The sequence below is a fragment of the Roseivirga sp. genome (genome assembly GCF_049099775.1).
GTDB lineage: Bacteria > Bacteroidota > Bacteroidia > Cytophagales > Cyclobacteriaceae > Roseivirga.
On sequence record NZ_JAGDZM010000005.1, the window covers coordinates 184,121 to 198,533 of the forward strand.

At 39.1% G+C, this 14,413-nt stretch carries 15 protein-coding genes; 14 read left to right on the forward strand and 1 reads right to left on the reverse strand.

Annotated elements, in window-relative coordinates; translation table 11 throughout:
* The first annotated feature begins 34 nt into the window (after nt 1-34).
* From JXQ92_RS10420 to JXQ92_RS10445, 6 genes are all read left to right on the forward strand, one after another.
* Entirely contained in the window at nt 35-553 is a 519-nt protein-coding gene (locus JXQ92_RS10420; RefSeq protein WP_421986557.1) for a paraquat-inducible protein A, read from the forward strand.
* A 127-nt stretch (nt 554-680) separates the two neighbouring features.
* On the forward strand, nt 681-2,195 hold the full coding sequence (locus JXQ92_RS10425; RefSeq protein ID WP_421986558.1) for an FMN-binding glutamate synthase family protein: 1,515 nt from the start codon (nt 681-683) through the stop codon (nt 2,193-2,195).
* Nucleotides 2,196-2,316: 121 nt separating this feature from the next.
* Nucleotides 2,317-3,396 carry a serine hydrolase domain-containing protein gene (locus tag JXQ92_RS10430; protein WP_421986559.1) on the forward strand — a complete coding sequence of 360 codons (1,080 nt, stop codon included), beginning with the start codon at nt 2,317-2,319 and terminating at the stop codon, nt 3,394-3,396.
* Between the two features lie 24 nt (nt 3,397-3,420).
* A complete protein-coding gene (locus JXQ92_RS10435; RefSeq protein ID WP_421986560.1) occupies nt 3,421-4,029 on the forward strand; it encodes a Crp/Fnr family transcriptional regulator in 609 nt (202 codons plus the stop codon).
* A gap of 142 nt (nt 4,030-4,171) precedes the next feature.
* Nucleotides 4,172-4,372 (forward strand): YgaP family membrane protein, encoded by a 201-nt coding sequence (locus tag JXQ92_RS10440; protein WP_421986561.1) that lies wholly within the window; start codon nt 4,172-4,174, stop codon nt 4,370-4,372.
* Between the two features lie 110 nt (nt 4,373-4,482).
* Nucleotides 4,483-4,953, forward strand: coding sequence for a TonB family protein (locus JXQ92_RS10445; protein WP_421986562.1), 471 nt, complete (start codon nt 4,483-4,485; stop codon nt 4,951-4,953).
* 90 nt (nt 4,954-5,043) lie between these two features.
* On the opposite strand, the gene JXQ92_RS10450 is transcribed toward JXQ92_RS10445, so the two are convergent.
* Nucleotides 5,044-6,729, reverse strand: a complete 1,686-nt coding sequence (locus tag JXQ92_RS10450) for an AMP-binding protein (RefSeq protein ID WP_421986563.1) — start codon at nt 6,727-6,729, stop codon at nt 5,044-5,046.
* Between the two features lie 167 nt (nt 6,730-6,896).
* Here JXQ92_RS10450 and JXQ92_RS10455 point away from each other — a divergent pair, with 167 nt between their 5' ends.
* From JXQ92_RS10455 to JXQ92_RS10490, 8 genes are all read left to right on the forward strand, one after another.
* Nucleotides 6,897-8,054 (forward strand): DUF4221 family protein, encoded by a 1,158-nt coding sequence (locus JXQ92_RS10455; RefSeq protein ID WP_421986564.1) that lies wholly within the window; start codon nt 6,897-6,899, stop codon nt 8,052-8,054.
* 337 nt (nt 8,055-8,391) lie between these two features.
* The gene (locus JXQ92_RS10460) at nt 8,392-8,859 is read left to right on the forward strand and encodes an Lrp/AsnC ligand binding domain-containing protein (RefSeq protein WP_421986565.1); all 468 of its coding nucleotides are present in this window, start codon (nt 8,392-8,394) and stop codon (nt 8,857-8,859) included.
* A gap of 120 nt (nt 8,860-8,979) precedes the next feature.
* Nucleotides 8,980-10,425 carry a Fe-S cluster assembly protein SufB gene (sufB, locus tag JXQ92_RS10465; RefSeq protein WP_421986566.1) on the forward strand — a complete coding sequence of 482 codons (1,446 nt, stop codon included), beginning with the start codon at nt 8,980-8,982 and terminating at the stop codon, nt 10,423-10,425.
* A gap of 84 nt (nt 10,426-10,509) precedes the next feature.
* Nucleotides 10,510-11,268: a Fe-S cluster assembly ATPase SufC gene (sufC, locus tag JXQ92_RS10470; RefSeq protein WP_421986567.1), complete on the forward strand. Its 759-nt coding sequence runs from the start codon at nt 10,510-10,512 to the stop codon at nt 11,266-11,268.
* 3 nt (nt 11,269-11,271) lie between these two features.
* Nucleotides 11,272-12,597 (forward strand): Fe-S cluster assembly protein SufD, encoded by a 1,326-nt coding sequence (gene sufD, locus JXQ92_RS10475; protein WP_421986568.1) that lies wholly within the window; start codon nt 11,272-11,274, stop codon nt 12,595-12,597.
* Nucleotides 12,598-12,599: 2 nt separating this feature from the next.
* The gene (locus JXQ92_RS10480; protein ID WP_421986569.1) at nt 12,600-13,841 is read left to right on the forward strand and encodes an aminotransferase class V-fold PLP-dependent enzyme; all 1,242 of its coding nucleotides are present in this window, start codon (nt 12,600-12,602) and stop codon (nt 13,839-13,841) included.
* Nucleotides 13,842-13,843: 2 nt separating this feature from the next.
* A complete protein-coding gene (locus JXQ92_RS10485) occupies nt 13,844-14,287 on the forward strand; it encodes a SufE family protein (RefSeq protein WP_421986570.1) in 444 nt (147 codons plus the stop codon).
* Between the two features lie 14 nt (nt 14,288-14,301).
* Nucleotides 14,302-14,413 (forward strand): iron-sulfur cluster assembly protein (locus JXQ92_RS10490; RefSeq protein WP_421986573.1); only part of this gene is annotated, 112 nt, incomplete at its 3' end.

The window sequence follows — 14,413 nt, forward strand, 5'->3', positions numbered from 1 at the left end:
CTTCTCGCGTCATGAACGTATTGAATCCTTATTTATGAACCCAAGAAACATCATTGCCTTTATTCTGATTATTGGATCACTCATTTGTCTGTACCCCGGGCTTACCGAACCAATGTTGAGCATTCGGGTGGCTGCCAAAATTCCACTGATTGGCGATTTTGAATTGTTTGAAAGAACACAAAGTGTTGTAGAGGTAATCAGGGCATTGTTTGAGAACAAGAACAATTTAGTGGCTACGCTTATTTTACTTTTCTCTGTAGTAATCCCTATCCTAAAAGCCTTGCTCCTCTTAGTAGTATTGGCTGCAAAAAAATGGAGATATAGAACTCACACTTATAAATTTATCGCTGCTATTGGCAAATGGTCAATGGCCGATGTTTTTGTTGTAGGCGTTTTATTAGCTTATTTGGCTACCTCCTCAGAAGAGAGTATTTCAGCCGAAATTTTTGAAGGGTTCTACTATTTCACGGCTTACTGTATTGTTTCTATCCTTGGCATTCAAATAATGGACTTAAGAGAAATCAAAAGGTCTATAAACACCTACAAAAACTAATTCCAATTTAACGGATCAGTTTTAACGCAACCATTGACTATTCTCGAAGGTATTAGTGTTTGAATGCTCTATATTGTCTTAATCTTTTTTTAAGTGTAGTTCATCAAACCGATAACTAATTAGTCTCATGGAATTTCTTGCAACTATACCTTGGTGGGCTTGGGTACTCGCCATTTTAGTGATTATAGCATTGCGCGATATCATTCAGCGCAAACATGCCATAAGCCATAACTTTCCAATAGTCGGTCATTTAAGGTTTATGTTGGAGAAGATTGGCCCAGAACTTCGGCAATATATAGTAGCTAATAACAGAGAAGAGCTTCCTTTTAACAGAAGTCAAAGGTCGTGGATTTACGCATCATCGAAGAAAGAAAACAACTACCAAGGCTTTGGTACTGATCAAGATCAAAGCGCACCGGGTTTTATCTTCATTAACCCAACCATGATTCCTTTTAAGTTACCTAAAAACCACCTCAATTTAAAAGACAAAAGCCTTTTGCCATGTGCTAAAGTAATGGGTGCCTACAATGGTCGCAAGAGACCTTTCCGACCCCAATCGATTGTCAATGTTTCTGCCATGAGTTACGGGTCCTTATCCGCTAAAGCCATAGAATCTTTAAATAAAGGAGCCGCCAAGGCCAACTGTTATCATAATACCGGGGAAGGATCCCTTTCCAAACATCACCAGCATGGCTCAGACATTGTCTTTCATTTTGGCACCGGCTATTTTGGCGTTAGAGATGAAGAGGGTAATTTTTCTATGGAAAAGATGGTAAACCTTACTAAGCAACATGATCGGATTCGAGCCATAGAGGTCAAACTGTCGCAAGGCGCAAAACCAGGTAAAGGTGGCGTATTGCCTGCTTCTAAAATCACCAAAGAAATCGCAGAAATTAGGCACGTAAAAATGGGTGAGGATGTGCTCTCCCCTTCCAGTCACACGGCCTTTTCCAACATTCCAGAAATGCTCGATTTTATTGAGTCTATTGCCCATGAAACTGGTTTGCCTGTCGGTTTTAAATCAGCCGTTGGAAAATTAGAAATGTGGGAAGAGCTAACGGATTTAATGATAGAACGTAAAACGGGTCCAGACTTTATCACGATCGACGGTGGTGAAGGAGGAACAGGAGCTGCCCCACCCGCTTTTGCCAATCATGTAGCGCTACCCTTTAACTATGGCTTTGCAGCGGTGTATAAAATATTTGAAAGAAAGGGACTTTGCGATCGTGTAGTATTTGTTGCCTCTGGAAAACTAGGGTTCCCTTCGAGCGCTTTAATGGCCTTTGCCATGGGTGCCGATGTGATAAACGTAGCTCGCGAGGCCATGATGTCCATTGGTTGTATTCAAGCCCAAGTATGCCATACCAACACCTGCCCAGCAGGCATAGCAACGCAAAAGAGATGGTTGCAAAACGGGATTGATCCCACCTTAAAGTCAGAACGGTTTGCAAACTATGTAAAGACCCTTCGGAAAGAAATTTTAGAAATTACACATGCCGCAGGTTATGAACACCCTTGTCAAATGACCATGACAGATGTGGATATGAGTATGGGAGATAACAACTTTACCACTACACTAAATAAAGTGTATGACTATGATAAAGTACCTGTAGCATTCAATGGAATGAGTTCTCTAAACTAAGCTTAAGAGAAAGGTCGTAGAGATGATTTTTGACGTTGCTTAAAATTCCAACTTACCAGTATCATTGCAGCAATAATGGCAAAATGATTGTAAATTGAAACTGTCATTAATACGGAATACCATGAAGAGAATTATCCTGATTATCCTCATAAGTGTACCATTAGCACTATTTGGTCAATCGAAATCTGAGATAGCCAACCAAAAACTTCAAGCTTTTGTTGATCAAAGTAAAGTTCCTGGGCTAAGTATATCTATCAGTCAGAAAGGTGAATTAGTCTATTCAAAAGGCTATGGTTTTGCAGACTTAGAAAATCAAATCCCAGTGTCGCCTTCAAAAACAAAATTTAGGATAGGTAGTGTTTCAAAGACGCTCACAGCCGCTGCATTGGCTCGGTTATACGATGATGGAAAAATTGACTTAGACGCTCCAATTGAACGATACGTACCGATTTGGCCAGACAAAGAGCATCAGATAACACTTCGCTTGTTAGCCGGACATATTGCCGGAATTAGACATTATAGGGGCAATGAATTCTACAGCAACGTTAAGTATGAGACGGTTTCAGATGGTTTGGTCATTTTTATAAACGATCGGCTTATCAATAAACCAGGTACTAAATATGCCTACTCGTCATATGGCTGGAATCTGATTTCTTCAGCCATGGAAAACGCAGCAGCCCCACAGGGCGGCTTCCTTACGGCCAAAAGTTTTCTAACAGTCGTGCAAACAGAAGTTTTCGAGCCGCTTAGTATGACGAATACGGTGCCCGATCATGCTGATAGAAAAATTGAAAACCGCACTAAGTTCTATCAGTATCAAAATGGTGAAGTTGTTGAAGCACCGTATGTAGACAATAGCTACAAATGGGCTGGAGGTGGTTTTGTGGGCACTACTGAAGACCTTTGTAAATTCGGTCAGGCGCATATGGAAGCGGGTTATTTAAAGGCATCGACTATTGAGGAATGGCAAAAATCTCAGACAACAACCGATGGCAAAGCTACGAATTATGGCATCGGTTGGAGAACATTCAAACGACCAAGCGGAAAAACATTTTATGGACACAGCGGTGGATCAGTTGGAGGAATTACATTCTTCCTAATACATCAACCATCTCAAACTGTCTTAGCCATAACTGGGAATATGGATCCTTTAAACTACAACGGTTTACAGTACGAATTGATGGAACTATTCATAGACTGATCCGTGGAAATCAACATCGAGAGATTGCAAAATCAGCTTCCTAAAAACCTTACTCTGCTGGCTGAAGAACTAGCAAAAGTTGGGCAATTAGTAGACTTACCCATTGGCTTTGAAGTCTTGAAAGAGGAACAATATGTAAAGTCCGTTCCCATTTTACTTTCCGGCCTTGTAAAAGTGGTAACGCGAGGAGAATACAAAGACCTTTTACTCTATTACATTAAACCGGGCGAAAGCTGCATGATGTCCTTCATACATGCACTTCATCAAAACCCAAGTACCGTTTATGCCATCGTAGAAGAACCAACTTCAGCCTTGTTAATCCCAAGTACGGCCCTAGAAAGTTTGATAAGCACATCGCCTGAATTCAATCAACTTTTCCATCAACTAGCTAACCAGCGCTACACAGATCTGCTGTCCACCATAAATGCGGTCTTTTTCGACAACTTGGACACAAGACTTTTGAACTACCTCAAAGAAAAGGCAAGACTAAGCGATAGCAACACTGTCCATGTCACCCATCAACAAATTGCCAATGATTTAGGCACAGCGCGAGAAGTAATCTCTAGGGTTCTGAAAAAGCTCGATAATGAAGGCTTCATTTTAAACCGAAAGGAAAAAATTTCTCTAATGTGACTTAAGTCACTGTTTTCTCCCGCTTTATCGCAGAAATTTGACTTATGAAAAGCAAAGTAATCAAGCTATTGCTAGTATGTCTGGTTTGCGCAGTCATCATTTTCGGAATTTCAATTTTAATCGAGAACATAAAATAATTGCTATGAAAAAGAATATGGGAACTACAGATCGCGTAGTAAGAGTCATCATTGTAGCGGCATTGGTAGCCTTGTATGCTACCGGCACTGTTACGAGTCTTTGGGGAACAGTTGCCCTTGTTGCGGCAGGTATATTTACAGTGACAAGTCTAATAAGTTTCTGCCCTATCTATGCCATTTTTGGCGTAAAGACATGCAAAACATAGAATATATTTCACTGAATATCAGGGTGTTTTCTATCAACACCCTTTTTTATTCGATAATTAACTAATATATTAGTTTTACATTTAATAAATTAGTTAAAAAACAACATACAATGAAAAAACTAAGCTTACTACTAGTAATTGCTCTCGTTGCAGCTTGTGCCGATGAGGACCTTTATGTAAAACCCGATGGCACTGATATTCAGGTGGCAGGGGTAGTTTCCGACGATAATTCTGACAGTGACCAGGTTTTCATGGTTGTGGAGCAAAGCCCTGAGTTTCCCGGAGGAATGAAAGCCTATCATAAGTATTTAAAGGAGAATCTTAAATACCCGGAAGAGGCTAAAAGAATGGGCATAGAAGGCAATGTTTACGTGTCGTTTATCGTGCAAGAAACTGGAGAGCTAACAGATTTCGAGCTAGTCCGAAGCGTTGGTGCCGGTTGTGGCGATGAGGCACTAAGAGTTTTAATGGAAGGTCCTAATTGGACACCTGGTCAGCAGGGAGGAAAAACCGTAAAAACTAGAATGCAATTGAGAACAGTATTCAGGCTAAACGACCAGAGAATAGCATCTGCGTTTTAAATAAAATCTTATAAGGCCACAATAAGTAAATATTCTGAGCCTCAAGCAGCACTTAAACATTAAAGGTCGGTCTATATATAAAGCAAGCCTCTACTCGGAGCTTGCTCTTTCTTCTTCCATTTCCTTCAACTTTCTTCTCAAGATTTTACCAACATTTGATTTTGGCAATTCAGATACAAACTCAATGTGCTTCGGTTTTTTATAACCCGTTAGTTCCTCTTCGCAAAAAGCCTTAAGCATGTCTTCAGTTAAAGATTCGTCACTTTTTACTACAAAGGCTTTTACGCACTCCGTAGATCGCTTATCTGGAATACCAATAACAGCTACTTCTAGAACTTTTGCATGATCGGCAATTACATTCTCAACCTCATTAGGGAATACATTGAACCCTGACACGTTGATCATATCCTTTTTCCGATCGACAATTTTGAAGAAGCCATCAGGCTCCATCACACCAATATCTCCGGTTCTGAACCATCCGCCTTCAAAGAAGACACCTTCATTGTCTTTGTTCCAATATCCGCTCATTACTTGGGGGCCTTTGATACAGATCTCCCCTACTTCGCCTTGCGCCAAGTGCTCGCCCTCGTCATTGCATATCGACAACGCAGTAGATGGCAATGGTAAGCCAATTGTACCCATGCGATGCGTACCGTCCAACGGATTACAACTCGCTACAGGTGCAGTTTCTGAAAGTCCGTACCCTTCAACCAAAGGAGAATTTGTTTGCTCTTCCCATTTCTTAGCCACAAAATCTTGAACGGCCATTCCACCACCAATCGACCCTTTTAAATGACTCCAATCTACTTCATTGAAATTCGGTTGGTTTAGTAAGCCATTGAATAGCGTATTAACACCTGTAAAGAGTGTAAACTTGTGCTTTTTCAATTCCTTGATAAACCCAGGCATATCTCTCGGGTTGGTGATTAGCACATTCTTAGCCCCAATATGCATCATGAAAGTACCGTTCACATTCAATGCAAAAATGTGATATAACGGGATAGCCGTAATCATCAGTTCTGTCTGACCTTCTTTTAATAAAGGGGTAAACCAGTTGGTAATTATCATGGTATGGGAAACCACATTCCCGTGAGAAAGCGTTGCACCTTTAGAAACGCCCGTTGTTCCACCCGTATATTGTAAAAAGGCTGTGTCTGAAGAACTCACACTAGGCTTAGTATACTTCATGCGAGCACCGGCCTTTAACACGGCATTAAATTTCTTAGCAGTAGGAAGCGAATAAGATGGCACCATTTTCTTCACACGTTTCACCACGAAATTCACCAACTTACCCTTCATACCACCAAGTAAGTCACCAAGTTCTGTAATAATAACATGCTCAATTTTAGTTTTCGGTAATACCTCCTCTAGGCTATGCGCAAAATTGGCAATGATTACGATGGCCTTTACCCCGGCATCATTGAACTGATGTTCCATTTCACGAGGCGTGTACAGTGGGTTGGTATTTACCACAACACAACCTGCTTTGAGGGCACCTATTAAGGCAATTGGGTATTGTAAGCAGTTGGGCATCTGAATCGCAATTCTATCCCCTTTTTCTACACCTACCTCATTTTGCAAATAAGCGGCAAAAAACTCCGATTGAAGATTTATTTCCTGGTAGGTCAAGACCTTCCCCATATTCTCAAAAGCCTCTCGGCTGCCAAAGCTTTTAAAGGCTTGATTGAAAAGTTCTAGTAAATTTTCAGGCTGTCCTGCCTCGATTTCTGATGGAATACCTTTCGGGTAGTTTTCGATCCAAGGGGTAGTACTCATGAAGTTAAATTTGGCTAACACCAAATATAAAAGAACCTAGAGATAATCAGGAGATCTGCTATGCTATTTCAGTCTAACTACCCCTCGAATTGATTAGAAATTCAAAAATCCATCCTAACGGTAAAAAGTGTAAATGATTAAACCGATATTCAACTAAAAAACACACCATGCGCAATTCTTTACTTCTACTATTTCTTTTAGTCTTATCCTGCCAAAATCAGCCTGAAAATAAAATTGAAGAACCTGGTCGACTGTCGTTGGCTTTTACCAAAACAATTGAATTGCCTTTAGACAAAATGAGTGTCCAAAGAAGCCCTCAGTTTCAATACTTCCGATATCTAGAGGAAAACTTTTTGGCCCACTATAACCAACCTGATAACTCCATAAAAATTCTTTCCCTTGATCAGAAGGCTTTGACCCAAACCATTAAATTAAACACCTACGGACCTGATGCTTTAATTGATATGGACGGATCGCCAAAGAACTTTAAAATTATTAGCCCAGACTCGATTTTCATCTACTCTATTGTTCAAGAAAAAATCTTTTTAATCAACTCAAAAGCCGAAATTCGTAATTATTGGAAGGCACCTATCGAGTCACTTGGACCTGAGTACCCTGTGGCTGAATTTACTACGCTTTGCTCACTAGTCATTCGTGAAAACAAAATTTTATTCACTAGCCGTATTTCATGGTATCCCAACGGCCCTTCACCTTTGTTAGTACTGCCTTTAGACAAGACCAAAAAGACTAAAAGAATCCCAAAAGAGTTTAAGCTTTATGGTGAGCACAATGTTTCCTTACTCGGAGACGCCAACTCTTTTCGAGCGTCAAATACAGTTACTCAAGATGGAACTTTACTAATCAGCTACCCACTTGACCATAGAATAATGACCGTTGATCAAGACTTAAACATCAATTACATCGAATTAAAAAACCCAAAAGTAGGCATACTAAAAGGTTTCGGTAAGAAGGTTAATGCAGAAATCTATGCCTCAAATGAATTTCATGAATACAATTTCACAACATCTAAATATCATTCTATTATATCCGACCCTTATAACCAACTCATCTACAGAATAGCTAAACTACCTTACTCAATTAATGAATTCAGAAATGTACAAAACGGTGCCAAATACGAAGGCCTCGACTTCTCAATAATGATATACGATGATGAATTCAATTACATCGGTGAAAAGACTTTCGAAAAGTCAGCAGTCTATGATATGAATTCAATAATAGTCACCCCTAACGGTTTATTAATTCGAAAGACATCTGAAGAAGAGGACATCCTCTTGTTCGATATTTTCAAACCTAGGGCTTTATAGGAGCGCTCAAAAAAAACGAGAACTCCAACATGTGAAGTTCTCGAAAAAAATGATTGCGCTTGCTGTAGGAGAAGGAGTCGAACCTTCAAAGAGAGATTAGTCATAACGGTAGTTTAGATTTATTTCTATTTCTCCACCCCCGGGAAAGGAGGGCATGGCTGCCTGTTTCATCACCCTACATTATGTTCTTATTCAATTGTTTCTCGTTTGAAACTGTTTCAAATGTAATAGAACTAACGCATTCTTTAAAATATCGTTAAGTATATAAGCTAATAATTAGTGATTAATTAATTATTAGGTATTTTTGTTATGAATTCAATATTTTATATCTTAAGATATGCCCGATAATTACGAAATTGACAACGTTGATTTAAAAATCCTCTCTCTTTTACAGCATAACGCGAAAAAGCCTTATACAGAAGTAGCCAAAAAGGCTTTCGTCTCTAGCGGAACAGTTCATGTAAGAATGAATAAGCTTGAAAAAATGGGTGTGGTTAAAGGGGCTTCGCTTGATCTAAACCTCACTGCACTCGGTTATACTGTAGGCTCATTTCTTGGCATCTTCCTTTCTAAAAGTTCGCTATACGATAAGGTAGCCGCTCAACTGGCTAAAATTGCAGAAATAACTTCCATTCATTACACCACTGGTAATTATAGCATGTTCGTTAGAATCTATGCCAAGAGCACAGATCACCTGAAGGATATTTTACATGATAAAATCCAAAAAGTAGATGGCATAGAACGCACTGAAACTTTTGTGATTTTAGAGGAAACAATGAACCGAAGCATAAGCCTTCAGGAGTGAAATCACTCACCAAATACTAGCGCCTTTTAAACGCCTTTCATAATAAAAAAGAAAGCTGAAACCTTTAGTTAAGGTTTTAGGTTGTACCTTTGTATTTGAAATCATTCTAAATAAGAATTAATGAGTACCGACGACCAGATTTTAGAGGAATTCACAAATAAAGAGTATGAATTTGGCTGGACTGTAGACCTTGAGGCTGATGAAGCTCCGAAAGGTTTGAGCGAAGAGATTGTTCGATTTATTTCGGCAAAAAAAGAAGAGCCAGAATGGTTGCTTAATTGGCGTTTAGATGCCTATAGAGCTTGGTTAAAGATGGAGGAGCCAGAATGGCCTAACGTCAAATACCCAAAGGTCGACTACCAAGATTTGATCTATTATTCTGCCCCTAAAAAAGGCGCATCTCCCAAATCATTAGATGAAGTAGATCCAGAATTACTAGCAACATTCGAGAAGTTAGGAATTTCACTTACAGAACAAAAAAGACTTACAGGAGTAGCAGTAGATGCTGTTATCGATTCGGTATCGGTAGCCACTACTTTTAAAGATACACTCGGTAAACTGGGAATCATTTTTTGCTCGTTCTCTGAAGCGGTGAAAGAACACCCAGAACTGGTAAAAAAACACATGGGTACTGTAGTGCCTGTGACAGACAACTACTTTGCGGCACTTAATTCAGCAGTTTTTTCCGATGGTTCCTTCGCTTACATCCCTAAAGGAGTAAGGTGTCCGATGGAGCTTTCTACTTATTTCAGAATAAATGCTGCCAATACAGGTCAATTCGAAAGAACGCTGATTGTAGCGGACGAAGGATCTTATGTAAGCTACTTAGAGGGTTGTACAGCACCTCAGCGTGATGAAAATCAATTGCATGCGGCAGTGGTAGAAATTAAAACTGCAAAAGATGCAGAAGTAAAATATTCAACGGTTCAGAACTGGTACCCTGGTGATAAAGATGGTAAAGGCGGTATTTACAACTTTGTAACCAAAAGAGGTATTTGCGAAGGAGACAATTCTAAAATCTCTTGGACACAAGTTGAAACAGGATCAGCTGTTACTTGGAAATACCCTTCATGTATATTGAAAGGAGATAATTCTCAAGGCGAGTTTTATTCTGTAGCTGTCACTAATAATCATCAGCAAGCAGATACAGGAACTAAAATGATTCACATTGGTAAAAACACCAAGTCTAGAATCGTTTCCAAAGGCATATCGGCTGGCTTTTCACAAAACAGTTACCGAGGACAAGTAAAAGTTATGAAACGCGCTGAAAATGCCCGTAACTTCTCTCAATGCGACTCCTTATTAATGGGTAATAAATGTGGTGCACATACTTTCCCTTATATAGATATTGAAAACCAAACGGCTCATGTAGAACATGAAGCTACGACTTCCAAAATTGGCGAAGATCAGATCTTCTATTGCCAGCAAAGAGGTATAGATGAAGAATCAGCTGTTGCGCTGATCGTCAATGGATATGCAAAAGAAGTATTAAACCAGTTGCCAATGGAGTTCGCCGTAGAGGCTCAAAAATTGTTAGCCTTAACTCTTGAAGGATCTGTAGGTTAATATCTTCCTAGCACTAGTGAGATTGGCTCCCCACTCTTCACTAATCAGAAAGTCAAAATCAAAAAATTAGAAATTACAATCGCGATGCTAAGCATAAAAAATTTACAAGCAAGAATTGAAGAAAAGGAAATACTGAGAGGTATTAACCTTGAAGTTAAACCTGGAGAGGTTCACGCTATCATGGGACCAAATGGTTCTGGTAAAAGTACACTCGCATCTGTTTTAGCTGGCAGAGAGGATTACGAAGTTACTGGTGGCAATGTAGATTTCTTGGGTAATGACCTATTAGATATGGATGCTGATGAGAGGGCCAGAGAAGGTGTTTTCTTAGCATTTCAATATCCTGTAGAAATTCCTGGCGTATCGACTACCAACTTCATGAAAACAGCGATTAATCAGGTACGCGAGCATCATGGCGAAAAAGCTTTAGACGCTGTTTCTTTCTTGAAATTGATGAAAGAGAAAATGAAATTGGTTGAAATTGATCAGTCTCTTTTAAGCAGGTCTTTGAATGAAGGATTCTCAGGTGGAGAGAAGAAGAGAAATGAAATCTTTCAAATGGCAATGCTAGAACCAAAATTGGCCATTCTGGATGAAACTGATTCTGGTCTTGACATTGACGCTTTGAAAATTGTTGCCAATGGTGTCAATGCATTAAAATCTCAAGACAATGCCACGATTGTAGTGACGCATTACCAAAGATTATTGGATTACATAGTGCCAGATCATGTGCACGTATTATATAACGGTCGAATCGTGAAGTCCGGTGATAAGAGCTTAGCACTTGAACTTGAGGCGAAAGGATACGACTGGATTAAAGAAGAAGCTGACGCAACTGTTTAAGACATGGATAAATTAGCAGGCCAGTCAATTATTGATGCGCTACTTGAGCAATTCAACGACTTCGAAAAGGGGTTAAATGGTCAAAGTAAATCTTCTATCCATAGTGTTAGAAGAAACGCATTTGAAATTTTAAAAGGGAATGGATTTCCAGCACCTAAAGACGAAGAGTATAAGTTTACGAACTTCACTAAGGCTATAGAGAAAAACATCAATTTTAATACACCTGATAAAGCTAATTCTGTAAGTGCAGATTCAATTTCGAGTGTTAAAATTGAAAACCTCGATGCCTACAATTGTGTGTTTATAAATGGTCAGTTTATTGCAGATTTATCTGATAAAATTGATGAGAAAGGTTTAACAGTAAGTACTTTCGAAACCGCTACTAAAGACAACACCGAAACGCTTTCAGGTTACTTTGGCAAGCAAGCAGATGCTGAAAAAGATGCTTTTATAGCGTTAAACACGGCATTTAGTCAAAATGGATTCTTTATTCAAGTAGAAGACAATGCTGTAATCGACAAACCTATAGCACTACATTTTCTAGGCGACAGTAGCCAAAACCAATCCATATACAATGTTAGAAATGTTGTAGTTGTTGGCAAGTCAGCGCAAGTCACCATCATAGAAAAATTTGATACTATAGGTGATGAGAAATCATTCACCAATGTGGTAAATGAAATCTTCGTTGACAAAAATGCAAATGCCAAGTATTTCAAGATTGAGAACGATACGAAGGGCGCTTATCACATGTCTAACGTTGCTGTTGCTCAAGAAAGAGACAGCACTTTTACGGCGAACACAATAGCCCTTGATGGTGCCATGGTTCGTAACAACCTTGAAATCAAATTGAATGGAGAGGGATGTGAAGCATATATGAATGGTCTCTACCTACTGAATGGAAAAACCCATGTAGATAACCATACCGTTGTAGATCACATTGAGCCTAATTCTTATTCTAACGAGCTCTATAAAGGCATCTTAAACGATAAATCAAAAGGTGTTTTTAACGGTAAAATATTTGTAAGACAGGAAGCACAAAAAACAAACGCTTTCCAGTCGAATAAGAATATACTTTTGACCAACGATGCGACAGTTAACACTAAGCCACAGCTTGAAATTTGGGCTGATGATGTAAAGTGTTCCCATGGTTGTACAACAGGTCAACTTGATAAAGATGCTTTGTTCTATTTACAAGCACGAGGCATCAGAAAAGAACACGCAAGGGCTATTTTACTTAATGCTTTTGCTAGTGATGTTATTGAAAACTTAGAGATTGAAGCACTTCAACGATATGTTGAAGATATAATTTCAAAAAGACTGGAGGTGTAACCTTGTCAAGCATAGTAAAGCATCAAACATTAGACATTCAAAAAATTAGATCAGAGTTTCCTGTACTTCATCAAGAAGTCAACGGTAAGCCACTGATCTATTTTGATAATGCGGCAACTAATCAAAAACCGAAAAGGGTAATTGATGCGCTCTCTTATTATTACGAGCATGATAATGCCAATATTCATCGTGGTGTTCACACACTAGCTGAACGTGCAACTTCGGCATTTGAAGAAACCCGTAAAGCTGTACAGCAGTTTATCGGTGCAAACGAGGCTGAGGAAATTATTTTCACAAAAGGGACTTCAGAAAGCATCAATCTAGTGGCCAGTTCATGGGGTAGAAAGTTCCTGAATTCGGGTGATGAAGTTTTAATATCAACCATGGAGCATCATTCCAATATTGTTCCTTGGCAAATGATTTGCGAAGAAAGAGGTGCTACGCTACAAGTAATGCCGATTGACGCAAATGGTGATATTGTAATAGAGCAGGCTTTAAAACTGATGTCTGACAAAACAAAACTCGTAGCATTCAACCACGCTTCTAATACATTGGGCACGGTAAACCCAGTAAAGATTTTAACCCAAGCTGCACATAAAGTTGGAGCCAAAGTTCTGGTGGATGGTGCACAATCAACTTCACATTTAAATGTTGATGTACGTGACTTAGATGTCGATTTCTTTGCCTTCTCTGCTCATAAGATGTACGGACCAACTGGTTTGGGAGTTTTATATGGCAAACGATCTATTTTAGAGAAAATGCCACCTTATCAGGGCGGTGGAGAAATGATTAAGGATGTATCCTTTGGAAAGACTACCTATAACGATATTCCTTACAAGTTTGAAGCAGGCACACCTGATATTGCAAACGTAATTGCCTTAAAAAAAGCCATAGAGTTTATTGATGAGCTCGGAAAAGAAAATATTGCGGCCTACGAACATGAATTACTTACTTATGGCACTGAAAAACTCAATCAAATTGAAGGTGTTCGCATTGTAGGAACGGCCAAAGAAAAAGTAAGCGTTATTTCATTCGAGGTAGAAGGAATTCATCACTTCGATTTAGGTATGTGGCTCGATGCAAAAGGAATTGCTGTTAGAACTGGGCACCACTGTACTCAACCTCTAATGGATCATTACTGTATAGAAGGAACTGCAAGGGCCTCATTTTCGGTTTACAATACCAAAGAGGAAATTGATGCTTTTGTTGAAGCACTAAAAGTCATTATTAGTAAATTCAAATAGCCATGAGTCAGTCAGTCAATGACATACAAGATGAGATAGCCGAAGAATTTTCTATGCTCGATGGAAATTTAGAAATGACTATCGAATACATCATGGAACTTGGTAATCAATTGCCGACAATGCCAGAGACATTAAAAACTGAAGACAACATTGTCAAAGGTTGTCAATCGAAAGTGTGGTTGGATGCAAAAATAGACGGTGACAAAATTGCCTTTGCAGCGGATAGTAATACCGCAATTACCAAAGGCCTAGTAAGTATTCTGGTTAGAATTTTGTCTAATAGAACACCACAAGAAGTAGTTGATGCTGATTTGTTTTTTATTGAGAAAATTGGCTTAAATCGTTTCATTGGCACGCAGCGCTCGAATGGTCTAGGTGCTATGATGAAACAAATGAAAATATATGGTCTGGCCTATTCTGCTAAAAGGGAAAGTCAGAGTAATTAAAAGTTTAAAGTCTTATGGCTGAAGGAATTAAAGAGAACTTGAGAGATGAAGTGGTTGCCGCAATAAAAACGGTTTACGACCCAGAAATACCTGTAGACATTTATGAACTAGGCCTGATTTACGAGA